The organism is Aeromonas sp. s13 (assembly GCF_040907905.1).
In the GTDB taxonomy this organism is placed as follows: domain Bacteria; phylum Pseudomonadota; class Gammaproteobacteria; order Enterobacterales; family Aeromonadaceae; genus Aeromonas; species Aeromonas veronii.
In genome coordinates, this window is the sequence record NZ_JBFOCS010000052.1 from 1 (window position 1) to 22,182 (window position 22,182).

Consider the following 22,182-nt stretch of genomic DNA (forward strand, 5'->3'; position numbering starts at 1 on the left):
TTGTCGCGTTGAGGAGGCGCATATTACGCTTCTCACTTCGAAAGTCAAGCGATTGTTTTCGCTTTTCTTTCGGCGCCCACTTCGCTAGGAAGCTGGCTCATCAGTTCGGCGTGTTCCGCCGTGCTGGTAGGGGCGCATTATAGGGAGCCGCGCCGCGATGACAATAGTTTTTTTGAAGAAAATCACGAAAATTTCAAATTATTCAATTAGAAACAGCTTATTCAGTGTATATATACAAGGTTATCCACAATCCAGCTGTTTCACTCCCCTTTTAGCGTCATTTATATCGCCGCCAGAGCCTTTGGGAGTGCCATACTGGAGCCGATAACCTCTTCCGAGTGGACCATGGTAGCGCCAATCAGGAAAGCTGGTTACCATGGAGGTGAATACAGTGTTGCACCTTTTTTGCTTTCATTTACAAAAGGTCTTTTAAGATGAATTTATCCAAGTTTCCCGTCTATATGCAGGCCGCAATCCTTGCTCTGGTATTGGCAGTGGTTGGCTACCTGGTTGCCCAGGCCCTGCAATTCTCTTTGAAAGCGGAAGTCATTTTTGCAGCAGGTCTGGCGATTGGCGGTTTTGTGGTACCGCTGCTCCTGAAAAGAACCCCGGCTAATGCAGCCGAAGCGATCGCCAATCAGGAGACTTGCACCTTATATGTAGGCAACCTGCCATATCGCGCCAACGAGATTGCCGTGCGCGAATTGTTTGCCGAACAGGGCCAGGTAATTTCCGTACGTCTGATGAAGGACAAGGCAACCGGCAAGCGCAGAGGATTTGGTTTCGTCGAGATGCCTGCTGTCGATGCTGCCAAAGCGATTGCCGCATTGAATGACAAAGAGTATCAGCAGCGCACCCTCAAGGTACGCGAAGCGAACGACAAACGAGACAAAGAAGAGAGGGAGGGTGGTGAAGTCGAAGCTTAATTCCCCTTCAGAACCCCACCTCTTCCAGTGATGACAGCCCCCATGCTTGCAAGGGGGCTGTCAGTTTTTGAGCCTCCCCATCCAGCCGGGTACAGTAAGCCCTGGCAATTACCTCTTCTATATGTACAGGCTGCACGATGGCATGCCCGCCATTGTTCAGCAACCAGGCCACCCGTTTGGCAACGGCACTGCCCGAGTCAATAAGCTGACATTGCGGCATCAGTTGCCCAATCTCTTCATTGAGTAGCGGGAAGTGAGTGCAACCGAGCACCAGCGTATCCGGCTTCTCTTCCCCCTCCAGCCAGTCGGCCAATACCTCGCGCAGTAGCGCCATATTGACCGGTAGGCCCGCCAGCTTGTGTTCGGCTTCTATGACCAGCTCGGTGGTGCCCTTGAGCAGCACCCGCTTGCCCGGGGCAAACTGGGCGATCAGTTCATGGGTATAGTCGCGGCTGACGGTGCCTGGAGTGGCCAGCAGACCGATACAACCGTTGCGAGTCTGCGCAGCTGCGGGCTTGATGGCTGGAACCACCCCCACCACGGGAATATCCAGAGCCTCGCGCAGGGCCGGCAGCGCTATGGTGCTGGCCGTGTTGCAGGCAATCACCACCAGATCGATCTGATGACGGGCCACCATGGTGGTAACCAGGCGGGAACAGGCAGCAATCAGGGCGGGCTCACTCAATTCACCATAGGGGAAATTGGCGTTGTCGAAGCAGTAGAAATAGTTGTGTGCCGGCAGAACGCGACGGATCTCGCGGTAGATGGTCAGGCCACCCATACCGGAGTCAAACACGAGAATATTGGCCACTTGACCTCCCCCTTTGGTGCAAGGCGGCGATCATACTCCCGCCTGCCGCCAATAGAAAAGGCCCTGCCAATGGCAGGGCCCGGGTTTTCTGCTGAGAACGACAGAGCGCTTCAACCTTAAAAGCGATAGTCTGCAGTTACCTTGGCTTCGGCTCCTGGTGCAGCGTAGCCATACGCCCCCTCATAGTTACGATCAAAAAGGTTGTCGATTCGCCCCCCGAGGGTCAGGGCGTTGGTCGCCGGATAGGTCGCTGCCAGATTGAACACTGTATAAGAAGGTAACTGTTTAGTTGCGCCCAGATCGGTCCGTTCCCCGGTATAAAGGATCTCGCCAGACCACAGAACGGAGCCAAGACTGACTTCAGTAATCAAGCTGCCTTTATGCTTGGCCACCCGGTCCAACTGGCGATCTTGCTTGCTTCTATCCTGAGCGCGGGTGTAATCGTAACTCACCTTGTGGTGGAACGGCCCGGTGTCCAATCCAATCGCCAACTCAACACCTTCCAGTCGCACCTCTCCGATGTTGTAAGGACGATAGTCAGGACCGTAGTCGATCATTTCATTGATGTCGTTGCGATAAAGATTCGTTGACCAATCCCAAGCGCTATAGCGGCCAGATAAGTCCAGCTCAATATTCTTGCTCTCTTCTGGCTTGAGATAGTCGCTTTTGGGGGAGTATGGCGAGTAAAGATCCATAAAGGTCGGTGCTTTGAACGCCGTTCCATAGCTCAGTCGGAGATGATGAGACTCATCGATATCCAAACCACTAGCTGCAGACCAAGTGTTGTGGCGACCGTATTGTTCGTTGTCATCGGTCCTGCCGGAAAGCTCAAACAGGAAGGGATTCCAGCCATAACTACCTACAATAAAGAGCCCTGTATTGTCACGGTCAGGCGCAGTAAATGATTGACCACCCGAACGGGAATCAGACTTCAGCTGTTCACGCTGCCAGTCAGCCCCACCCGTGATATTTGCCTCTTTAATTAGGTTCCAGTTATTGACCCAAGAGAGACGAGTCAAGCCAGTGTGAATTGGCGCGCCGCTAGCTTCGCCCTTGTTATCAAGCCAGGTTTTTAGCTTGTTTTCGCCATAGCTAGCTTCTAGGCGACTAGAGATATGATCGCTTTTGAACAGCACTCCGCCATCAAGCTGGGCAGCCTGATTCCGATTCATATCGCTATAGTCACCGTCACTCTCGGTGATGTTATTAAAACCCTGAGCGTTAAAATCAGCGCTCCAGGCATAACTAAAGCTGTGGTTCAGGCCAACCTGACCGTTCAAACCGGCAAAGCCATCACGATCTGGCTGCAGCGACGTCCAGCCATCTTGTGCCCGAACGTCGTAACCATCGGTACGCTCATAGCCGATCATCATATTCATATCGGTCTGCTGGCCAAGTGCCTGCACGGTTCTCAGCTCCCCAAGCCCATAACCATGTGATCCAACACCACCTTTAACGTGAGTCTCGTTGCCATTTTTTGCAGACGTTTTTGTGATGAGGTTGATAACACCACTGATGGCGTCAGAGCCATAGATGGCGGCGCGAGGCCCGCGTATATATTCAACACGCTCGATATTGCCTAGCGGAATCTGGCTAAGGTCATTACTACCGGTTACCAGAGTGGGGACGGGACGGCCATTTACCAGCAGCAGGGAGTGCTTGGTTTTGGCCCCCCTGATGTAAAGGTTGCTTTGATGACCTCTCCCGCCCAGAGTTGCCACTTGAACACCAGGCAGGGTTTTTAACAGATCGGGCAAACTCTGCACCTGACGAGATTCGATCTCGGCACGATCGATCACCACAACGGGCGCCAGCACCGAGCTGACCGGTTGTTCCACGCGGTTGGCCGTAATGACCAGAGTTGGATTGATGGGGATGGTGGTTTGGGCAAACGCCGCCGTCGGCAACAGGGCAGCCGCCAGAAATTTCTTCGGCATGAGAGATCCTTAAGTTCGCGTAAGTATCTACTTCGTGGCCGGTTTCTCTCGGCCCGAAATACGAACTCTGGCAGGTCTTCGGGCTCGGGGGCTGATAGCCTACGGCGACGGCTTCCCGCCTGACGGCAGTGCCCTGATGTCGCTTCGTTCCCCCTTACCGCTGCGCGCCAGCTCCGGATTCTCACCGGATTCCCTATTAAGCATGATGCGCCAAAGCGGGAGGATTATAGGCAGAGCCAAGCTGGATGTATAGCCATCCAGATTTCTATTTATTGCCAGCCAGCGCCGCCAGCCGCTGCTGGGCCCCCTCCATCACCGCCTGTACCCCGGGATGAGAGAGATGGCGTCCTGCCGAGACCAGATAATAAGAGAGGGTAACGTCGGTGAGGGTCGCAATTCGCTCCACCCCGTAGAGGCGACCAATTTCGTCAGCCATCGCCAGCGGCGCCGGGAAGATCCCCATCCCCGCCTTGCCGAACGACTTCATCAGGGTGGAGTCATCAAACTGCCCCACCAGATGGGGATGAATGCCCTGCTGGCGATACCACTCCAGCAGCCGATCGTGGATGGCAGACTTCTCTCCGGGAATAAGCAACGGCAACCCCTCCAGCGAGGCGGGAAAGCCGTCCCGCGCCCGCGCCGCCAGCTCCGGGCTGGCAAACAGTGCCAGCGGGCTGCGCCCCAGCTCGTGGTTATAGCCACGCACGCCGCTGTCGGGAGGGAGCGGGCGATCGATCAGCACCATATCCAGCTTGTGGCGGGCCAGTTCGCTGAACAGCTGCTCGGCCCGCTCCTCGTGACACACCAGCCGCAGCGGCGTCGCCAGCGCCATGGCGGGAGCCAGCAGCTCGAACGCCAGGGTGCGGGGTACCGAATCGGCGATCCCCACCTGCATGGTCAGCTCCTGACTAGCGTGGCGCAGGGTGTGCTCCAGCTCGGCGCCGAGCGAGAAAATCGCCCCCGCCTGCTCCTGCGCCTGCCGACCCGCAGCGGTCAGCACCAGACGCCGCCCCATCCGGTTGAACAGCGCCACCCCGAGGGACTGCTCCAGCTCGGCGACCTGACCGCTGATGGTCTGCGGCGTGAGATGCAGCTGTTCGGCAGCCTGCGTCACGCTGCCGCTGCGCGCCACATGCCAGAAGTAGTAGAGCTGTTTGTAGTTGAGCATGCCATTCCCTATCAGTTTTTACCGAACAACCATCAGCGAGAATCTGATTTTATCGAAACATTGCGGGCTCTAGCATGCAACCATTATCTGAACTGCCCTGCGAACCATCATGCTGGACGTTGTTGTACTCTTCTTTCTGTTTGGTCTGCTGGCCGGTCTGGTGCGCTCCGAGCTCAAACTGCCGCCTGCCCTCTACGACACCCTCTCCCTCTTTCTGCTGCTGGCCATCGGCCTCAAGGGCGGCGTCGGTCTGGCCCAGCAATCCCTGCAACCTCTGATGCCACAACTGGCGCTAGTGATCCTGCTCGGCGTGGTGCAGACCCTGCTCGGCTTTGCCGTGCTGCGCCTCAAGATGAACCGGGTCGATGCCGCCGCCACCGCCGCCCACTATGGTTCGGTCAGCGTCGCCACCTTTGCGGTCGGGGTTAACTGGCTCACCGAGCGAGGCATCAGCTTTGAATCCCAGCTCTCCATCTTCCTCGCGGTGATGGAGATCCCCGCCATTCTGGTGGGCATAGTGCTGGCCCGCGGCATCAGTCGCGAGACCCGCTGGCGCATGCTGGCCCACGAGACCTTCCTCGGCAAAGGGGTGACCCTGCTGCTGGGCGGCATGGCCATCGGCTATCTGGCCGGGCCGGACGGAATTGCCCCGCTCAAACCGTTGTTTGTCGACCTGTTCAAGGGAGCGCTGGCGCTGTTCCTGCTGGAGATGGGCCTGATCGTCGCCCGTCAGTGTCAGGATCTGCGCCGCCACGGCCTGTTCCTGCTCGGCTTCGCCCTGTTGATGCCGCTCGCCTCGGCGGGACTGGGGCTGGCGGCTGGCCAGCTGATGGGCCTCTCTCTCGGCGGCCTGACCTTGCTGGCTACCCTAGCGGCCAGCGCCTCCTATATTGCCGTGCCGGCTACCATGCGCATCGCCGTGCCTCAGGCCAACCCGGGGCTGTCCCTCAGCGCCGTGCTGGGGGTCACCTTCCCGTTCAACATCATGCTGGGGATCCCGCTCTACCACAGCTGGGCCCGCCACTTCACGGAGTAGCCACATGCAGACCGAGACCCGCACCCTGCTGACCGTCATTACGGAAGCCAATCTGGAGCCGACCCTGCTGCGCACCCTCACCCGCGAGGGGCTGCGCGGCTACACCATCACAGATGCCCGCGGCCGGGGGGATCATGGCGAGCGCAACGCCAGCTGGAGCGAGAGCGGCAACATCCGGCTGGAGGCGATCTGCAGTCGGGAGCAGGCAGAGCGGCTGCTGGCCCACCTGCAGAGTCGCTACTACCCCGACTACGCCATGATCGCCTTTCTGCAACCGGTCGAAATCGTGCGACCCGAGAAATTCTGAGCCGGCTTGCCGGCTCTTTTTGTTTACCAAAAGCAAACGTTTAACAGCAAGGAACAAATACACATGAACACCCCTCCGCTGATCGGCCTGGTAATGGGCTCCGACTCCGACTGGCCCGTGCTGCAGGCCGCCGCCCGCATCCTCAAGGAGCACGGCGTGCCCTACGAGGCACAGGTGGTCTCGGCCCATCGCACCCCGGATCTGCTGTTCGAGTATGCCGCCACTGCCCGCGAGCGCGGCCTGCGCGCCATCATCGCCGGGGCCGGTGGTGCCGCCCACCTGCCGGGTATGGTCGCCGCCAAGACCACATTGCCGGTGCTGGGGGTGCCCATCCCCTCCCGTCATCTCAAGGGGATGGACTCCCTGTTCTCCATCGTGCAGATGCCCAAGGGGGTGCCGGTCGCCACCTTCGCCATCGGCGAGGCGGGGGCCGCCAACGCCGCCCTGTTCGCGGTCTCTCTGCTCTCGGTCGCCCGAGATGACGACGCCCCCCGCTACCGGCAGCAGCTCGACGACTTCCGTACCCACGAGCGCGACCGGGTGCTGGCGCTGCAACTGGAGGAGCCGACATGATAGTGCCACCCGCCACCCTCGGCATGCTGGGGGGCGGCCAACTTGGCCGCTACTTCGTGATGGCCGCCCACCGCCTCGGCTACAAGGTGGTGGTACTGGATCCCGATCCGGCCAGCATCGCCGGTGCCGCAGCCGATCACCATATTGTCGCCCCCTATGACGACCAGACCGCCCTGCTCGAGCTGGCCAGCCGCTGCGCCGCCATCAGCTGCGAGTTCGAAAATGTGCCAGCCGCCACCCTCGCGCTGCTCGAAAAACACAAGCCGGTGCGCCCAGGCGCCAGCGCGGTGCGCATCTGTCAGGATCGCCGCGAGGAGAAAGCCTTTCTGCGCGGTGCTGACATCCCGATCGCCCCCTATCTGGCGCTACTGCCGGAAGCGCCCATCCCCGCACAGGCCAGCGAAATCTTCCCCGCCATTCTCAAGACGGCCCGCGAGGGGTACGACGGCAAGGGGCAGTGGCAGGTGAGCGATCTGGATGAGCTGGCGACGGCACTGGCAGCCAGTGGCGTGCCCTGCGTGCTGGAAAAACGGCTGGCGCTGGAGGGGGAGTTTGCCCTGACCCTGGCCCGCAGCCCGAGCGGCGCCATCAGCTCCCTGCCACTGGTGCAGAACTGGCACTGCGGCGGCATTCTCGATCAGACCCGCTCCCCGGCCAATGTGCCGGTGCTGGAGAGCGAGGCCAAAGGGATCGCCGAACACATCATCGCCGCCCTCGATTATGTCGGGGTGCTGACGGTGGAGTTCTTTCTGGTGGAAGGTCGATTGCTGGTCAACGAGCTGGCGCCCCGCCCCCACAACTCGGGTCACCCCAGCCTCGATAACGCCGCATACAGCCAGTTCGAGCTGCAGGTGCGGGCCCTGTGCGATCTGCCGCTGCCAGAGCAGATCGCCGTGCGTCCCGCCCTGTTAATCAACCTGCTGGGGGATCTCTGGCAAAACGGCACGCCAGACTGGGCCGCCCTGCTGACGCTGCCCGTCCTGCATCTGCACCTCTATGGCAAGGGCGAACCCCGCCCCGGCCGCAAGATGGGCCATATCACGGTGACCGGTGACGACTGGTCAATGGTGGAAGAGAGCTGCCGTCAGGCCCGCCAGCTGCTGGGGCTAGCGCCGCGCTGATCGACCATCGGAAATGCAAAGACCCGGGCATGGCCCGGGTCTCTGTTTTTGCTTGCTGTGGCAGGGAGACTTATCAGGCCCGCTCGACCGCTACCGGTGCCGGCAGGCGGATGGTGAGGGAGAGCACCAGCGCCACCACCAGCAACACCAGGATCAAGTGGAAGGTCGCCATAAAGCCGCCAAACAGGGAGGCCACGATGGAGCCGATGATGCTGCCCAGACCAAAGCCCAGATAGATGACGCCGTAGTTCTTGGTCAGGTTGTTGAGACCGAAGAAGTCGCTCACCAGCGAGGGGTAGACGGTGATGGTACCACCGAAGCTGAACGCCACACAGGCGACCGCCACGAAGAACAGATTGGCATTGAGCGGCACGAACAGCAGCAGCGCCATGCCCGCCAGGGTAATCAGCTGGGCAATGGTGATGACCCGGATGCGGGACATCTTGTCGGAGAGGATACCCAGCACCAGACGGCCACCCAGGTTGGCCATGGCGATGATGGCGACGGCATTGGCGGCGACGACAGCAGGCAGACCCACCATCTTCTCGCCGATATCCTTGGCCACGCCGATAACGTAGAGGCCACTCATGCAGGCGGTGAGGAACATCAGCGCCAGCATCCAGTACTGCGGCTTGCGCATCGCCTCAGCCAGAGTGAAGTCACGGCTCTCGCTCTGCTGCACGGAAGCGGCCTGCTTGGGCGCATCCTTCATCAGCATGCCGCCCACCAGCACCATGGACATCGCAATCAAGCCCCACAGCTGGAAGGTGGTCTCAAGGCCGGAGCTGGAGAGCAGCAGCAGGTTGATGTATTTGAAACCGAGACTGCCGAGACCATAGGCACCGATGGAGCAGGCGGAGATGAGCCCCTTGCGCTCCGGGAACCACTTCACGCAGTTGGAGAGGGTCATCAGGTAGCCGGTACCGTCGGCAAAACCGACCAGAATGCCCGCACAGAGGTAGAGCATCGCCAGATTGCTGGCATGGGCGGTGAGGAAGAAGCCGATGCCGAGCAGCACGCCGGCGCCCAGGGTCACGTTGCGCACCCCGAACCGCTCCTGCAGTTTGCCCGCCATGGAGGAGGCGACCGCCAGCGACAGGCTGAGCAGGCCGAAGGCGAAAGCAACCTGACTCACCGGCTCGTCCAGCTTGTCGGAGAGCTGGGCGTTGAACAGGCTCCAGGTGTAGACGGAACCCAGTGCGAACTGGGTGATAATGGTACCGATCAGTGTCAGGTACCGGGTGCGATTCAGATCGATGGTCATGATGCGTCTCGGTCGATGGCCTTAAGGAAATTGAGGCCACTATAGGCAAGACGCAGTTCGCGCCGATCGATTAAGGCATGAAATGCAGATCGGCGGGAATGAATGACAATCAGAGCCGCATCAGCTGACGGAACGCCTTGATGTTGCTGCGACTGACCGGCACCTCGAACGGCAGATCATGGAGTCGGATGAGATAGGTGCTGTTAAACCAGGGGACTATTTCGCGGATCTTGTTGATGTTGACGCAGTAGGAGCGGTGGCAACGGAAGAACCCCTCGGCAGGCAGGCGGCTGACAAACTCGCTGATGGTCATGGTCATCACGTAGCGATCGTCGCGGGTGTAGACATAGGTGAGCTTCTCGTCGGCCTCGGCGTAGTAGATCTGCTCGCAGGGGGTGACGATGATGCGCTCCCCCTTCACCAGATTGACGGTGCGATTGTGCGCTGCCCCCGGCTCGCTCCCCTGCCCCGCCTGCGCCTTGCCCGCTAGCTCCAGCTTTTGCAGCAGGCTGATGAGGCGCGGCTCGTTGTAGGGTTTGAGGATGTAGTCGAACGCCTCCAGCTCGAACGCTTCCACCGCAAACTCCTTGTAGGCGGTGACGAAAACAATGTGGGGCGGGTGACTCGACTTGTGCAGGTTCTTGGCCAGCAGCAGGCCGTCGATGGAGGGGATCTGGATATCCAGAAACACCACGTCCACCTCGTGATCCTGCAGGTATTTGAATGCCTCCAGCCCATCCTCAAAGCTCGCCACTATCTCGATCTGGCTGTGCTGATTCACCAGATAGATGAGCTCCTCGCGAGCCAGATACTCGTCTTCCACAATGATCGCTTTCAGCATGACAACACCTCTCGCGGCACACATTTATCCTCAACCATGATGGCACTCAGCATGGCATCGATTCCTGATCCGGCAGATAGAAACTCACCTCGGTACCCGGTTCCAGCCGCTTGAGATGCAGGCCGTCGCCATAAAGCAGCTTGACCCGCTGATGCACGTTCATCAGGCCGATGCTGCGACTCTCCACCCGACCGGCGGCGACCCCGTCGATCACCGCCTGACTGATGCCGTAACCTGTGTCTCGTACCGATACCCGGATGCCGCCCGCCAGCTGCTTCACCTCGATGGTGACCCGACCCGGCGCGCTACGGGGCTGGATGCCGTGCAGGATGGCGTTTTCCACCAGCGGCTGCAACAGCAGGCTCGGCACCTGAATGTGCACGTCGTCCACCTCGAACACCACCTCCAGCTTGTCGCCGAAACGGGCCTGCTCGATGGCCACGTAGTCGCGTACCTGCTGCAGCTCCTCCTGAATGTCGATAAGCTCATCCCCCTTGTTGAGGTTGTAGCGCAGGTAGTCCGCCAGATTGGCAATGAGCTGGCGCGCCTGCTGGGGCCGGATGCGGATCAGCGACGAGATGGCGTTGAGGGCATTGAACAGGAAGTGCGGGTTGATCTTGCTCTGCAGCGCGGTGAACTCCGCCTTGCGGGTCATCTCCTTGAGCTGCTCGATGCGCGACACCTCCATCTGGGTGGAGATGAGCTGGGACAGGCCCACCGCCATCTCCCGCAGGGAACTGGTGATGCTGTGGGTGCGGCGGTAGTAGATCTTGAGGGTGCCGCTCACCGAGCCGTTTTCCCGCAGCGGAATAATGATGACCGAGTGGAAATCGGAGAGGTGATACTGGCGCAGATCGTTGTTGATGATGATCTGGTCGAGCAGCACCGCCTGCTGGGTCATGCCGCTGATGGCGTGGTGCTCGTCCAGCTCGTAATAGTCCTTGCCCACCCCGACATAGGCCAGCACGTCATGGGTATCTGTGATGGCCACCGCATCGGCGCTGATATCCCGCCGGATCACATCGCACACCTGACTGAGGGAGTGGCGATCGATGTTCTGGAAGAAGGGCAGCGTCTTGTTGGCAATATCGAGCGCCAGCTTGGCCTGCTTGGCGGCAATCAGCTCCTTCTCGTCATCCAGATCCTGCACCAGCTTGATGATAAGGCCGATGCAGAGCGCCCCGGCGATCATCGGATAGGCGATATGGTTGACGATCTCCACCCCGACTTCGTGGGGCTCAGTCAGCAGCCAGATGAGCAGCATGGTCAGCCCTTCGCACAGCATCCCCGCCAGAATACCGTAGAGCCAGAGCCGCGACTTGCGGCAGCGCAGGTGCAGCCAGGTGGCGAGCAGACCGGCGATGATGCTGGCAATCAGGCAAGGGATGGAGGTGTGGCCATCCATGTCGATGAGGTAGCGGTGCAGGCCTGAGATAACCCCGGCCGGAATGCCGACCCAAGGGCCGAACAGGATGCCGCCGGAGATGATGGCGATGATCCGCACGTTGATCAGCGCCCCCTCCACCGGAATGCCGGTGTAGGTGCTGAACACCGCAAACAGGCCGAAGATGGAGGCTACCAGCACCAGCTCGGCCGGGGTGTGATCCCGCTTCTGGAACAGCCGCTGGAACGGCCGGGTGCGGGTCAGGAAGAAGAGGGTCATCAGCATCAGCGCTGCCCGCTCGAACACCGCCAACAACATCATCTGATTCTCAAGCATCTGCGCCCCCTTGCGGCAACCCGACCGATCACCCTAACCCTGACCAATAAATCGGGGCCGGATAAACCAGCCCCTGTGACATCAACAGTACTGACCGGCCACCCAACCGGAGGACCAGGCCCACTGGAAGTTGTAACCGCCGAGCCAGCCGGTCACATCCACCACTTCGCCGATGAAGTAGAGGCCCGGTACCTTGCGCGCTTCCATGGTCTTGGAGGAGAGCTCGTTGGTATCGACGCCCCCCAGGGTCACTTCGGCGGTGCGATATCCCTCGGTGCCGTTGGGCAGGATCTGCCAGTCACCCAGCAGGTTGGCGATCGCCTCAAGTTCCCGCTCGTTGTACTGACGCATCGGCTTGCTGACCAGCTGACCCAGCTCCACCAGCTTGTCGACGAAGCGCTTTGGCAGCTCGCGCCCCAGCACGGTTTTCAGCTCCTGCGCCGGGTGCGCCTGCGCCCATTCACGCAGGGCAGCCGGAATATCCAGCTCCGGCAGCAGGTTGATGTGGATCTTCTCGCCGGCATGCCAGTAGGAGGAGATCTGCAGGATGACGGGGCCGGAGAGGCCGCGGTGGGTGAACAGCATCGCCTCCTTGAAGCGGGTGCCATCCTCGGCGGTCACCGCCACCGGCAGGCTGATGCCCGCCAGATCGGCGAACGCCTCTTTCTCCGCCTGATGGAGGGTAAAGGGCACCAGACCGGCGCGGGTCGGCAGCACGTTGAGGCCGAACTGCTCCGCCAGCTTGAAGCCATAAGGGGTCGCCCCCAGCTTGGGCATGGAGAGACCGCCGGTCGCCACCACCAGCGAATGACAGCCGATCTCACCCTTGCTGGTCGTCAACACAAACCCTTCGTCCTGTTTGCTGACGGTGAGAATTTCGGTCTGGAACTGCAGGGTCACCCCGGCCCAGTCGCACTCGGTGAGCAGCACATCGACGATATCCTTGGCACTCTCGAGACAGAACAGCTGACCCAAAGTGCGCTCGTGATAGTTGACCCCGTGGCGATCCACCAGATCGATGAAATCCTGCTGGGTGTAGCGGGCCAGCGCCGACTTGCTGAAGTGGGGATTCTCCGACAGGTAGGCGTGAGCGCCAGCCTGATGGTTGGTGAAGTTGCAGCGACCGCCGCCACTGATGAGGATCTTGCGGCCCGGTTTCTTGGCATTGTCGAGCACCAGCACGGAGCGGCCACGGTAGCCCGCCTGCGCCGCACACATCAATCCGGCCGCACCGGCCCCGATCACCACCACATCGACCTGCTTCATCATCACTCACTTATCAAAATAGAAACGGCACCTGGCCAGAACCGAGATTGCCTCTGGCGGAACAGAACCATAGTGGCTGCCCACCAGAATAAACAACGGCCCTTAAAAGGGCCGTTATTGTACTGGCTGAACACTAAGTGTCCACGACTATCAGGCGTTGCTGTCCATGATGCTGGCAGGGGCGCCTTTGGCCAGTTCGGCCAGCTCCTTGTCGATGAAGTAGAGGCCTTTGCCATCTTCACCCACCAGACCCAGACGGTCGACGATGCTCTTGAACAGCTTCTCCTCTTCATGCTGCTCGGCCACATACCACTGCAGGAAATTGAAGGTGGAGTAGTCCTGGGTGGTGAAGGCTACGTGGGCCAAACCATTGATGCACTTGGTGATGTGATACTCGTGCTCCAGAGTGGTACGGAACACATCGCCCAGCGACTTGAACTCGTGGGGAGGGGCATCAATGGCACCCAGCTTGGGCATGGCGCCGGTCTCGCTCACATAGGTGAACAGACGCTCCATGTGCTGGCGCTCCTCGACCGCGTGCTGGCGCAGGAAGGTCGCCGCCCCTTCAAAGCCCTTGTCTTCGCACCAGGCGCTCATCTGCAGATAGAGATTGGAGGAGTAGAACTCCAGGTTAATCTGCTCGTTCAACTTCTCGATCATGGCTTGGGCCAGCATCTTGTTTCTCCTCAGTGATTTGGTATCGATTGTCGCCACACTCCCGCCGCGAATCAACCCGCCAACGAGAGGGAGATCCCGTTTCTTTCAGCTCAGGGGGTCAGCTCCCCAAGGGAGGCGACATCCACTGGCGCAGCATAATCGACGCCCGGCAGCTCGAAGCCGTTGAGCTGCATGAAATCCTGCCGCAGCCCTGCAAAGTCCCCCAGCGCGTGGAAATTCTCCGGCGTCACCTTGGGCCAGAGCGCCGAAACGGCGGCCTGAATAGCCGGGTCGAGCTCGTGGTCATCCATCCGGATCAGCCGGTTGCCATCGGCCACCACCCCATTGGCCCCATACATCTTGGCGGCAAACAGTCGCTGCATCTGCTCGATGCAGCCCTCATGGACACCGCGCTCCTTCATCACCCCCATCAGCAAGCCGAGATAAACCGGCAGCACCGGAATATAGGCGCTCGCCTTGGTCACCAGCGCCTTGCAGACTGACACCCAGGCGTGGCCACCAATCTCGGCCAGTTGCAGGTTGATGGTCTCGGCGATGGCGTGCAGATGCTCCTTGGCATAACCGATGGTGCCATCCCGATAGAGGGGATAGGTGGATTCCGGGCCGATGTAGGAGTAGGCGACGGTCTGCGCGCCGGGCGCGAGACAATCGGCCTGCTGCAACGCCTGCATCCAGAGCTGCCAATCCTCGCCCCCCATCACGGTGACGGTATCGCGGATCTCCTCCGGCGTGGCAGGCGCCAGCGACTGCTGCACCAGGGTATCGCGCTCCAGATCCAGCCCCCAACCACTGAATGGCTGGCCGGTGGTCTTGAGCACCGAGCGCACTTGCGTGCCGTCGGGCAGCACCCGGATGCCGCTCGCGAGCGAATAGATCACCAGATCCACCTGCCCAAGCTGCTGGCGGATGGTGTCGATGGCCTGCTGGCGCATGCCGTCGGAGAAGGCATCACCGATCAGGTTGATGGCGATACGCCCCTCCTGCTCCGCCTCCTTGCGAAACCAGATGTTGTTGTACCAACCGGCGCTGCCCAATCCTTTGTCGGAAGGGCCCCGCTCAAACGAGATGCCGATGGTGTCGGCACCGGCACCAAAGGCGAGCGCAATGCGCGACGCCAGTCCAAACCCGGAGGAGGCACCCAGCACCAGCACCCGCTTGGGGCCGTTGAACGGGCCAGCAGCCTTGATCCGTTCGATCTGCTGCTGCACGGCGGCGCGACAGCCGATAGGGTGACAGTTGCGGGCAACACAACCTTGAATCTGGGGATGAATGATCATGGGAAGGCCTCCAAAGAAACTGGCTACAGCATAACCAAATCGAAGGAGATTAACTTGATGCCGGATCGCTATCAGTCAGAAAAGCAGAGGGAAATGAGGCGGATAAACAAAAGGGAGCACGTGGCTCCCCAAAGCGGTATTCAGATGCTTTTTGTTGTTTTGTGTTCATTGCGAAGCACGGGCCCATCCTATGCCTCTCCCCCCAGATCGGCAAGCCGAGGGGTGTGACCGGCGTCAAACTCTTGTTTAATTTATAGGCAAATAGTGGTTAATAACTGAGTGGCTGACCCTGTGTCACACGTCATTAAACTCATTTAAATCCCAAAACTGTGCCTGAGGCACCATTTTAGTTTCAGCAGAGATTGGTATAGTGGGCTGAAGGATCGGTAAGGAGAACCCCCATGAGTGGAACAACCTATTACAAGCATATTCTGGCCGCGATCGACCTCTCTGAAGACAACCGCAAGGTGATCGACAAGGCGGTGGACAGAGCCCGCTCCAACGGCGCCAAGCTGTCGGTTATCCATGTCGATGTGGACCTCAAGGATCTCTACACCGAGATGATCGATATCGACATCGACAACGTGCAGGATCAGGTGATCGCCGAAGCGAAAGAGAAGCTGGAGGCATTTCTGGCCTCGGTGGACTATCCCATCGAGAAGAAGCTGGTGATCTGCGGCGATCTGAGCGAGCGGGTCAATCAGGCAGTCAAGGAGTACGAGATCGACCTGCTGGTGTGCGGCCATCGCCAGAGCTTCTGGAGCCTGCTCACCTCCAGCGCCCGTCAGCTGATGAATACAGTGCCCTGCGATCTGCTGGTCGTCCCCTTGCAGAAGTAATGAAACCGGCGTAGTTTGATTTGCTATGAACATGACCTCATTCAATCACAACTACTGGTGGTGCTGCTCCTAAACAGGCGGCACCGCGTTTCTATTGTAAATTTCCCAAAGAAAACACCGTGACCGCCGAGAGGCGGTCAGCTGTTTTTATCCCTTTGTCGCCTCCCGGCTCACCCAACTGGAGAGAGTGACATGCACAACCCCGTAATCCTGACTGGCGATCGTCCCACCGGCAAACTGCACATCGGCCACTATGTCGGCTCCCTGCGCCAGCGCGTCGAAGCCCAGCACCACTACCGTCAATTCGTGATGATCGCCGACCTGCAGGCGTTGACCGACAACGGCCACAATCCGGCCAAGGTGACCGACAACGTACTGGAGGTGATGGCTGACTATCTGGCGGTCGGCCTCGACCCGGCCAAGACCACCTTCTGCCTGCAGAGCGCCCTGCCCGCTCTCGCCGAGCTCACCTGCTACTACCTCAATCTGGTCAGCGTCGCCCGGCTGGAGCGCAATCCCACCGTCAAGGCGGAGATCCAGCAGAAAGGGTTCGAACGCACGCTGCCAGCCGGTTTTCTGGTCTATCCGGTGAGTCAGGCCGCCGACATCACCGCCTTTCGCGCCAGCCATGTGCCGGTCGGGGAAGATCAGCTGCCGATGCTGGAGCAGACCAACGAGATCGTCCGCCGCTTCAACTCGCTGGTAGGCAAAGAGGTGCTGACCGAATGCCAACCGATCCTGAGCGACACCGGCCGCCTGCCCGGCATCGACGGCAAGGCCAAGATGTCCAAATCCCTCGGCAACACCATAGAACTGGGCATGTCGGCGGAAGAGGTCAAACAGGCGGTGTTCGCCATGTATACCGACCCCAACCACCTCAAGGTGAGCGATCCGGGTCAGGTGGAGGGAAATACGGTGTTCGCCTATCTCGATGCCTTCCACCCCGACAAGGAGCTGGTCGCCGAGATGAAGGCCCACTACCGGCGCGGCGGACTGGGGGACATGCGCTGCAAGCAGGTGCTCAATGACTGCCTGCAGACCCTGCTCGCTCCGATGCGGGAGCGCCGGGCCGCGGCCATCGCCGACAAGAAGATGCTGCTGGAACTGCTCTATCAGGGCACCGAGCAGGCTCGCATCATCACCGATGAGGTATTGGCGGAGGTGAAAAGCGCCATGGGGCTCGACTACTTCGCCAGCATCCGCTGAGCGGGAGTCCCGAGTGCATCGTCGCCGTAGAGGTCGAACACCAGCTGGTGCAGCAGGCTCTTGAACCAGCCGATCGCCTCGTCGTGGGCGGTGAGCGGGTGCCCCGCCATCAGGTAGACGATGGGGATGGCGGGGTCGAGCTGGTGCATCCGCAGCGGGTAGTAGCGGCAGAAGTGGCGCCCGATCATCTCGGGCACCACCACCAGATAGCGACCGGTCGCCATCAACGGCGGCACCGCCATAAAGCTCGGCAACCGCACGCCCAACTCCCGCTCCACCCCGAAGCGGGCCAGCCAGAGCTCTACCATCGCCTGACTGTGACCCCAGCTGGAGGTGTGGATGTGGGGACGGCTCACCAGCTCGACCGGAGTCAGCACATCGGGCAATTCGCTGCCGAGCGGCGACAGGCAGACCAGCGGGTTGTTGAACCACTCCTCCCGCCACAAGCGGGGTGAGAGGTGATTCGCCCCGGCGAAACCGATCACCAGATCCAGCTCACCCTTTTCCAACTCCCGCTCGTAGTCGCTGTCCGCCAGCTCGCACACCTCAAGCCGACAGTGAGGGGCCTGCCGATGGAGCCTGTCCACCAGCACCGGCACCAGCCCGTGCTCTACCGAGCCCGGAGTGGCGATACGGAAAATCCGCCGCGCAGTGGCGGGATCAAACCCCTTGGCCTGCCGCAATCCCTGCTCCAGCATCGCCAGCGCCTGGCGCACCGGACCGGCCAGTGCCTTGGCTCGCTCGGTCGGCATCATCTCGCGCCGACTCATCACGAACAGCGGGTCATCCAGCGCCACCCGCAGCCGCCCCAAGGCGTGACTGACGGTGGATTGGGAGAGATGCAGCCGTTCGGCGGCACGGGTGACGTTGCGCTCCTGCATCAGCATGTCGAATACGGCGAGCAGGTTGAGGTCGAGACGGGCGAGCGAGCTATCCATCGATATTTGCCATAGTTAAATGCCAACAATTCATTTTTACCATAGTAACAGATTGCCTAGAATGCGCTGGCTTAATACATCGGAGATTCAAATGCGTAGCTATCTGTTATTGCTGGCCATTGGCCTGCTGTGGGGTTCCCAGTTCATTTTCATGCACCAGGCCGTCGCCGAGTTGCCCCCCATTCTGGTGGCTGCCGGTCGTGCCCTGTGCGGCAGTCTTACCCTGGGTCTGCTCTGCCTGTTCATGCGGCTCAAGAGTGAGCACACCCCGTGGCGCACCTATATGCTGATCGCCCTGCTGGATGCCACCATCCCCTTCATCATGGTCGCTTGGGGCCAGCAGTATGTGGATAGTGCCATCGCCGCCGTGGTCATGGGTTGTATCCCGTTTGTGACCATTCTGGCTGCACCGCTGTTTATTTCTGGTGAAAGAATCACCAAAACCGGTCTGCTTTCCGTGATCATCGGCTTTGCCGGTGTGCTCACCCTGTTCTGGCCGAAACTCTCCCAGGGCATGAACGCCGGTCTGCTCGGTGCCATGGCCATCCTGCTGGGTGCCAGCTGCTTCGCCATCGGCCTGCTGATGATCAAGCGCTTCGCCAAGGACCATCCGGTCGTGGTCGCCCGCAATATCCTGATCTCCTCGGCAATCCAGTTGCTGCTGGTCGCCCCCTTCATGGTTGATCTCGGCAGCCTGACCCTGCCGAGCACCCAGGCCCTGAGCGCGATCACCGTGCTGGGTACCCTCTGTACCGGTCTGGTCTACTTCCTCTACATGGCACTGATCCAGAAGGCCGGCCCGACGTTCGCCTCCTTCAGCAACTATCTGGTGCCGCTGTTTGGCGTGATGCTGGGCGCCCTGTTCCTCGGCGAGCAGATCCACCCCACCACAGGTGTTGCTCTGGCCCTGATCCTTGGCTCGGTCGCCATGAACCAGTGGGCGCAACAGCGTCGTATGCAGCGCGAGGTCTCCCTATGTCAGGCATCCTGACCACACTGTGCGGTGGTCTGGTACTGATTGCCGGCTGGCAGTATCGCCAGCGGCTGGCCGGGATCCTGGGCCTGCTGATGGTACTGCTGCCCTGGTTCTTCGATAGCAAGCTGCAAGCCATGCTGAGCTATGCCCTGAATGCCTGAAGTCCATCTCTGAATGTGTGACGAGAGTCTATCTCTCCTGTTTTTGGGACTGTTTTAAAAAACCTCCGATTTGTCCCCCGCTACCGGCGCTCTGCGCCGGTTTTTTTATACCTGCCAACCAGCGTCAGATCAGATAGCGATAGCTGAGTCGCTCGTTCTTGCGCGGCCCGATGATCTGCCAGCTCAGCAGAAAACCGCCGTCTATCTCGGTCAACTCGGCGCTGTAGTGATCCGCCCCGCACAGATGGGGTTCGGCGGTCAGCCAGCGGCCATCCCCCTGCGGCAGCAGCTCGAACAGTGCGACCGGCGCCTCATAACGCAAATGGGAGAGACAGATCCCCCGCTCGCTACACTGCCACCAGAAGCGGTTGTGCATGGCGAGTTCCCTTCCATGCGGCGTGATGTAACGGCCCTGCTCGTTAAACAGCCAGCCTCCCTGATGATCGGTCACCTGCACACGCCCCTCGCCCCGACCATTCCAGTCGGTCGCCGACCCCTCGCCATTGCTGGCGGTAAAGGAAAATGATCCGACCTGTGGCAATCGCGCCCATAAACGCTGGATTGCCGCTTCCATCTCGGCCATCATAGCCCCCCTTGAAATTGACAACTGACGATAAATCAAACACATGAACTACTTGATAGGGGTCACCCTGCTCTGGTCATTCTCCTTCAGCCTGATCGGGGTCTACCTCGCTGGTCAGGTCGATGCCTACTTCTCGGTGCTGACCCGCATCGCCCTCGCCAGTCTGGTGTTTCTGCCCTTCCTGCGCCGCCGCTGGCTGCGCCCCGATCTGGCGGCCAAGCTGATGGCGCTGGGCGCCATCCAGCTCGGCATCATGTATCTCTTCTACTACCACTCCTTCCTGCTGCTGACAGTGCCGGAAGTGCTGGTCTTTACCATCTTCACCCCCATCTACGTCACCCTGCTCCACGATCTGCTGGAGCGCCGCTTCAAGCCTGTTTATCTGTGGGGTGCCCTGCTGGCGGTGCTCGGGGCTGCCGTCATCCGCTTCGACGGCCTGACCGAAAGCTATGTGCTGGGATTTCTGGTGGTGCAGGGGGCCAACCTCTGTTTCGCCCTGGGTCAAGTGGGCTACAAGGTACTGCTGGCAAGGGAGGCGGAGCAACCGCCGCAACTGGCGGTGTTCGGCTGCTTCTATCTGGGAGCGCTGGTGATCGCACTGCCCGCCTGGTGGCTGCTGGGCAAGCCACAATACCCAACGTCAGGGTTGCAGTGGGGCATTCTGCTCTGGCTGGGGGTAGGTGCCTCAGGCCTCGGCTACTTCCTCTGGAACAAGGGGGCGACGCTGGTCACCAGCGGAGTGCTGGCCATCATGAACAATGCGCTCATTCCGGCCGGCTTGCTGGTCAATCTGCTGCTCTGGGGCAAGGATACCGACCTGACCCGGCTGACCATCGGCGGCCTGCTGATGCTGGCCTCGCTCTGGGTCTGCCAGCGTGACAAGCGCGGCCAACCCTGACCACACTCAGCCAACGACGGTGTTGTGCTCCCGTCTGGCCTGACTGTGACAGCTGGCCAGCCGGGCCAGCAGATGATCGAGCTGCTCGCCAGCCTGACTCTGCACCAGCCCGATGCTGACGGTGACCGGTCGCTGTGACAGCAGGCTGGCATCAGCAATCTCGAGGCGCAGCCGCTCGGCGATCTCCAGCGCACTCATCCGCTCGGTCTGGGAGAGCATCAGGATAAAACCGTCCTCATCCCAGCGGGCGAAGGGATCTTCCCGCCGCAGTTCATGGCGCACGATACGCGCCAGTTTGGCCAGCATGGCGTCGCAAGCCGCTTCACCAAACAACTGCTGGATTTTGGCCATGTGATCGACCGAAAACTGCAGCAGACTGAAAGTGCCACTCTCGGTCGCCAGCCGCTCCTCCAGCAGTTGCTCGAAGCGGCCACGGCTCTCCAAACCGGTCAGCGGATCGGTGCCATGTCGCTCCTCCACCAGCACGGCAGCGGGATCGAGGTGACGGACAACCCCCAGCAGATAGCCCCGCTCATCGCGACGCATCCGCTCTTCCAGCCGGATGTAGTGACCGTGATGATGCAGAATGCGGTATTCGAGGCGCAGACCGCTGCTGCGGCCGCTCTGGCAGGCGAGCAGGGCATCTTCCAGCCGGGCAACATCGTCGGGATGAACCCGATCCAGCCAGCCGAGATCATCCGGCCAGCACTCTCCCAATCCCAACAGGCGCAGGCAGGAGGGATCACGCTGCAGTCCATGTTGGGCTGACCAGCTCCAGATCCCCGCCTCCAGCAGCGCCATGGCATCAGACAGCAGACCCGGATCAAGCCGGGCAGTCACATCGACCAAAGGTGTCTTGAGCATTTCCATGGGGCGCCTCGAAACAGGATCTGAATACCTGCTCAATAAGTAACATTGGAGTTCACGCCGAGCAACAGGGTCAGATCGCTTTTCCCTGATACCCGTTCATCAAGGTCTGCCAGTTCTCCGGTACGAAGTGGAAACTGGTGTGCAGTTGAGACTCTTTATTGAATGAACGGAGCAAGCGTTCCAGATTGGCCTTCTGCCATTCGCCGGGGGAGCGGATCGCCCCCTTGTCAAAATCGATCACCCACACCTTGCCCTCTTTATCGAGCAGCAGATTGTGGCTGTTGAGATCGGCGTGATAGACCCCGGCATCGTGCAGCTGACGCACCGTCTGACCTATCTTGTGCCATACCTCGGTCGCCACCGGCCCCTGCTTGAGCAGTGCCACCATATCCTTGGCACCGCGAATTCGCTCTATCAGGATATCGGCACGATAGAATGGGCCCTGTTTGACCATGCGGGCACCAAACGGACGCGGCACCGGCAACCCCAGCTCACACAGCTTGGCCAGCAGGGTGTATTCGGCCATGGCACGGCTCGACTCGACCCCTTCGAACCAGAAGCGATCCCGCACCACCTTGCCCACCATGCCGCCGCGATAGTAGTGGCGCAGCACCAGATGGCGGGACTCATCCTTGACGAACCAGGTCACCCCCCGCCCGATGGAGGTTCCCACCACCTGACGGTTGTTCTGCCACCAGGCAGGATCGAATAACTGGGGAGAGGGGTCGCGAAAGGCCCCTTCGGCATACCAACAGATCTGGTTGTGTTCGGTCTGTACTCGCATCG

At 60.3% G+C, this 22,182-nt stretch carries 23 protein-coding genes and 1 riboswitch; of the genes, 10 read left to right on the forward strand and 13 right to left on the reverse strand.

All coding sequences use genetic code 11. The annotated features are described in order from the left end of the window. Positions 1–434 precede the first annotated feature (434 nt). A complete protein-coding gene (locus tag AB5Y82_RS08920) occupies positions 435–926 on the forward strand; it encodes an RNA-binding protein (protein WP_111900894.1) in 492 nt (163 codons plus the stop codon). Positions 927–933: 7 nt separating this feature from the next. Here AB5Y82_RS08920 and murI read toward each other — a convergent pair whose 3' ends face one another. From murI to nhaR, 3 genes are all read right to left on the reverse strand, one after another. Continuing rightward, on the reverse strand, positions 934–1,737 hold the full coding sequence (murI, locus tag AB5Y82_RS08925; protein ID WP_111900893.1) for a glutamate racemase: 804 nt from the start codon (positions 1,735–1,737) through the stop codon (positions 934–936). 116 nt (positions 1,738–1,853) lie between these two features. Then, positions 1,854–3,674 carry a TonB-dependent receptor gene (locus AB5Y82_RS08930; RefSeq protein WP_159162653.1) on the reverse strand — a complete coding sequence of 607 codons (1,821 nt, stop codon included), beginning with the start codon at positions 3,672–3,674 and terminating at the stop codon, positions 1,854–1,856. 51 nt (positions 3,675–3,725) lie between these two features. Beyond that, positions 3,726–3,904, reverse strand: a riboswitch (cobalamin riboswitch). Positions 3,905–3,939: 35 nt separating this feature from the next. Then, positions 3,940–4,842 carry a transcriptional activator NhaR gene (nhaR, locus tag AB5Y82_RS08935; protein WP_368173888.1) on the reverse strand — a complete coding sequence of 301 codons (903 nt, stop codon included), beginning with the start codon at positions 4,840–4,842 and terminating at the stop codon, positions 3,940–3,942. Between the two features lie 109 nt (positions 4,843–4,951). On the opposite strand from nhaR, the gene AB5Y82_RS08940 reads away from it, so the two are divergent. From AB5Y82_RS08940 to AB5Y82_RS08955, 4 genes are all read left to right on the forward strand, one after another. After that, entirely contained in the window at positions 4,952–5,878 is a 927-nt protein-coding gene (locus tag AB5Y82_RS08940) for a sodium-dependent bicarbonate transport family permease (protein ID WP_042054388.1), read from the forward strand. Between the two features lie 4 nt (positions 5,879–5,882). Continuing rightward, positions 5,883–6,185, forward strand: a complete 303-nt coding sequence (locus AB5Y82_RS08945) for a hypothetical protein (protein WP_005321666.1) — start codon at positions 5,883–5,885, stop codon at positions 6,183–6,185. 63 nt (positions 6,186–6,248) lie between these two features. Further along, the gene (purE, locus tag AB5Y82_RS08950) at positions 6,249–6,758 is read left to right on the forward strand and encodes a 5-(carboxyamino)imidazole ribonucleotide mutase (RefSeq protein ID WP_042054387.1); all 510 of its coding nucleotides are present in this window, start codon (positions 6,249–6,251) and stop codon (positions 6,756–6,758) included. Beyond that, positions 6,755–7,879: a 5-(carboxyamino)imidazole ribonucleotide synthase gene (locus AB5Y82_RS08955; protein WP_042054386.1), complete on the forward strand. Its 1,125-nt coding sequence runs from the start codon at positions 6,755–6,757 to the stop codon at positions 7,877–7,879. The genes purE and AB5Y82_RS08955 overlap by 4 nt, the downstream gene beginning before the upstream one ends. 73 nt (positions 7,880–7,952) lie before the next feature. On the opposite strand, the gene AB5Y82_RS08960 is transcribed toward AB5Y82_RS08955, so the two are convergent. From AB5Y82_RS08960 to fabV, 6 genes are all read right to left on the reverse strand, one after another. After that, entirely contained in the window at positions 7,953–9,143 is a 1,191-nt protein-coding gene (locus AB5Y82_RS08960; protein ID WP_005339218.1) for an MFS transporter, read from the reverse strand. Positions 9,144–9,252: 109 nt separating this feature from the next. Next, the gene (locus AB5Y82_RS08965; protein WP_042054385.1) at positions 9,253–9,984 is read right to left on the reverse strand and encodes a LytTR family DNA-binding domain-containing protein; all 732 of its coding nucleotides are present in this window, start codon (positions 9,982–9,984) and stop codon (positions 9,253–9,255) included. Between the two features lie 46 nt (positions 9,985–10,030). Continuing rightward, the gene (locus AB5Y82_RS08970; protein ID WP_005339222.1) at positions 10,031–11,704 is read right to left on the reverse strand and encodes a sensor histidine kinase; all 1,674 of its coding nucleotides are present in this window, start codon (positions 11,702–11,704) and stop codon (positions 10,031–10,033) included. 81 nt (positions 11,705–11,785) lie between these two features. Then, positions 11,786–12,970 (reverse strand): NAD(P)/FAD-dependent oxidoreductase, encoded by a 1,185-nt coding sequence (locus AB5Y82_RS08975; protein ID WP_019446258.1) that lies wholly within the window; start codon positions 12,968–12,970, stop codon positions 11,786–11,788. 150 nt (positions 12,971–13,120) lie between these two features. After that, on the reverse strand, positions 13,121–13,645 hold the full coding sequence (gene ftnA, locus AB5Y82_RS08980) for a non-heme ferritin (RefSeq protein WP_005339225.1): 525 nt from the start codon (positions 13,643–13,645) through the stop codon (positions 13,121–13,123). Positions 13,646–13,737: 92 nt separating this feature from the next. Next, complete coding sequence (fabV, locus tag AB5Y82_RS08985) at positions 13,738–14,925, reverse strand: enoyl-ACP reductase FabV (protein ID WP_368173889.1); 1,188 nt, start codon at positions 14,923–14,925, stop codon at positions 13,738–13,740. 401 nt (positions 14,926–15,326) lie between these two features. Here fabV and AB5Y82_RS08990 point away from each other — a divergent pair, with 401 nt between their 5' ends. Both AB5Y82_RS08990 and trpS read left to right on the forward strand, forming a co-directional pair. After that, entirely contained in the window at positions 15,327–15,764 is a 438-nt protein-coding gene (locus tag AB5Y82_RS08990; protein ID WP_005339229.1) for a universal stress protein, read from the forward strand. A 192-nt stretch (positions 15,765–15,956) separates the two neighbouring features. Beyond that, entirely contained in the window at positions 15,957–16,970 is a 1,014-nt protein-coding gene (gene trpS, locus AB5Y82_RS08995) for a tryptophan--tRNA ligase (RefSeq protein WP_019446260.1), read from the forward strand. On the opposite strand, the gene AB5Y82_RS09000 is transcribed toward trpS, so the two are convergent. Continuing rightward, positions 16,949–17,908 (reverse strand): LysR family transcriptional regulator, encoded by a 960-nt coding sequence (locus tag AB5Y82_RS09000; RefSeq protein ID WP_058056572.1) that lies wholly within the window; start codon positions 17,906–17,908, stop codon positions 16,949–16,951. The genes trpS and AB5Y82_RS09000 overlap by 22 nt on opposite strands. A gap of 91 nt (positions 17,909–17,999) precedes the next feature. Between AB5Y82_RS09000 and AB5Y82_RS09005 the strand changes: the two genes are divergently transcribed. Then, positions 18,000–18,899 (forward strand): DMT family transporter, encoded by a 900-nt coding sequence (locus AB5Y82_RS09005; RefSeq protein ID WP_005357113.1) that lies wholly within the window; start codon positions 18,000–18,002, stop codon positions 18,897–18,899. After that, on the forward strand, positions 18,884–19,045 hold the full coding sequence (locus AB5Y82_RS09010) for a hypothetical protein (RefSeq protein ID WP_005339236.1): 162 nt from the start codon (positions 18,884–18,886) through the stop codon (positions 19,043–19,045). The genes AB5Y82_RS09005 and AB5Y82_RS09010 overlap by 16 nt, the downstream gene beginning before the upstream one ends. A 124-nt stretch (positions 19,046–19,169) precedes the next feature. Here AB5Y82_RS09010 and AB5Y82_RS09015 read toward each other — a convergent pair whose 3' ends face one another. Next, on the reverse strand, positions 19,170–19,631 hold the full coding sequence (locus tag AB5Y82_RS09015; protein WP_111900889.1) for a DUF6314 family protein: 462 nt from the start codon (positions 19,629–19,631) through the stop codon (positions 19,170–19,172). Positions 19,632–19,671: 40 nt separating this feature from the next. Between AB5Y82_RS09015 and AB5Y82_RS09020 the strand changes: the two genes are divergently transcribed. After that, the gene (locus tag AB5Y82_RS09020) at positions 19,672–20,526 is read left to right on the forward strand and encodes a carboxylate/amino acid/amine transporter (protein WP_111900888.1); all 855 of its coding nucleotides are present in this window, start codon (positions 19,672–19,674) and stop codon (positions 20,524–20,526) included. A gap of 6 nt (positions 20,527–20,532) precedes the next feature. Here the strand turns inward: AB5Y82_RS09020 and AB5Y82_RS09025 are convergent, their stop codons facing one another. Both AB5Y82_RS09025 and AB5Y82_RS09030 read right to left on the reverse strand, forming a co-directional pair. Further along, the gene (locus AB5Y82_RS09025; RefSeq protein WP_040069586.1) at positions 20,533–21,396 is read right to left on the reverse strand and encodes a sensor domain-containing diguanylate cyclase; all 864 of its coding nucleotides are present in this window, start codon (positions 21,394–21,396) and stop codon (positions 20,533–20,535) included. A gap of 70 nt (positions 21,397–21,466) precedes the next feature. Further along, complete coding sequence (locus AB5Y82_RS09030; RefSeq protein ID WP_005357122.1) at positions 21,467–22,180, reverse strand: 3-deoxy-D-manno-octulosonic acid kinase; 714 nt, start codon at positions 22,178–22,180, stop codon at positions 21,467–21,469. Between the last annotated feature and the right edge of the window lie 2 nt (positions 22,181–22,182).

Excerpts from the sequence above, each read along its gene's own strand:
- AB5Y82_RS08920 (WP_111900894.1), top strand. The coding sequence starts at position 435 with ATGAATTTATCCAAGTTTCCCGTCTATATGCAGGCCGCAATCCTTGCT.
- AB5Y82_RS08930 (WP_159162653.1), bottom strand. The coding sequence starts at position 3,674 with ATGCCGAAGAAATTTCTGGCGGCTGCCCTGTTGCCGACGGCGGCGTTT.
- nhaR (WP_368173888.1), bottom strand. The coding sequence starts at position 4,842 with ATGCTCAACTACAAACAGCTCTACTACTTCTGGCATGTGGCGCGCAGC.
- AB5Y82_RS08940 (WP_042054388.1), top strand. The coding sequence starts at position 4,952 with ATGCTGGACGTTGTTGTACTCTTCTTTCTGTTTGGTCTGCTGGCCGGT.
- AB5Y82_RS08945 (WP_005321666.1), top strand. The coding sequence starts at position 5,883 with ATGCAGACCGAGACCCGCACCCTGCTGACCGTCATTACGGAAGCCAAT.
- purE (WP_042054387.1), top strand. The coding sequence starts at position 6,249 with ATGAACACCCCTCCGCTGATCGGCCTGGTAATGGGCTCCGACTCCGAC.
- AB5Y82_RS08955 (WP_042054386.1), top strand. The coding sequence starts at position 6,755 with ATGATAGTGCCACCCGCCACCCTCGGCATGCTGGGGGGCGGCCAACTT.
- AB5Y82_RS08960 (WP_005339218.1), bottom strand. The coding sequence starts at position 9,143 with ATGACCATCGATCTGAATCGCACCCGGTACCTGACACTGATCGGTACC.
- AB5Y82_RS08965 (WP_042054385.1), bottom strand. The coding sequence starts at position 9,984 with ATGCTGAAAGCGATCATTGTGGAAGACGAGTATCTGGCTCGCGAGGAG.
- AB5Y82_RS08970 (WP_005339222.1), bottom strand. The coding sequence starts at position 11,704 with ATGCTTGAGAATCAGATGATGTTGTTGGCGGTGTTCGAGCGGGCAGCG.
- AB5Y82_RS08975 (WP_019446258.1), bottom strand. The coding sequence starts at position 12,970 with ATGAAGCAGGTCGATGTGGTGGTGATCGGGGCCGGTGCGGCCGGATTG.
- ftnA (WP_005339225.1), bottom strand. The coding sequence starts at position 13,645 with ATGCTGGCCCAAGCCATGATCGAGAAGTTGAACGAGCAGATTAACCTG.
- fabV (WP_368173889.1), bottom strand. The coding sequence starts at position 14,925 with ATGATCATTCATCCCCAGATTCAAGGTTGTGTTGCCCGCAACTGTCAC.
- AB5Y82_RS08990 (WP_005339229.1), top strand. The coding sequence starts at position 15,327 with ATGAGTGGAACAACCTATTACAAGCATATTCTGGCCGCGATCGACCTC.
- trpS (WP_019446260.1), top strand. The coding sequence starts at position 15,957 with ATGCACAACCCCGTAATCCTGACTGGCGATCGTCCCACCGGCAAACTG.
- AB5Y82_RS09000 (WP_058056572.1), bottom strand. The coding sequence starts at position 17,908 with ATGGATAGCTCGCTCGCCCGTCTCGACCTCAACCTGCTCGCCGTATTC.
- AB5Y82_RS09005 (WP_005357113.1), top strand. The coding sequence starts at position 18,000 with ATGCGTAGCTATCTGTTATTGCTGGCCATTGGCCTGCTGTGGGGTTCC.
- AB5Y82_RS09010 (WP_005339236.1), top strand. The coding sequence starts at position 18,884 with ATGTCAGGCATCCTGACCACACTGTGCGGTGGTCTGGTACTGATTGCC.
- AB5Y82_RS09015 (WP_111900889.1), bottom strand. The coding sequence starts at position 19,631 with ATGATGGCCGAGATGGAAGCGGCAATCCAGCGTTTATGGGCGCGATTG.
- AB5Y82_RS09020 (WP_111900888.1), top strand. The coding sequence starts at position 19,672 with ATGAACTACTTGATAGGGGTCACCCTGCTCTGGTCATTCTCCTTCAGC.
- AB5Y82_RS09025 (WP_040069586.1), bottom strand. The coding sequence starts at position 21,396 with ATGGAAATGCTCAAGACACCTTTGGTCGATGTGACTGCCCGGCTTGAT.
- AB5Y82_RS09030 (WP_005357122.1), bottom strand. The coding sequence starts at position 22,180 with ATGCGAGTACAGACCGAACACAACCAGATCTGTTGGTATGCCGAAGGG.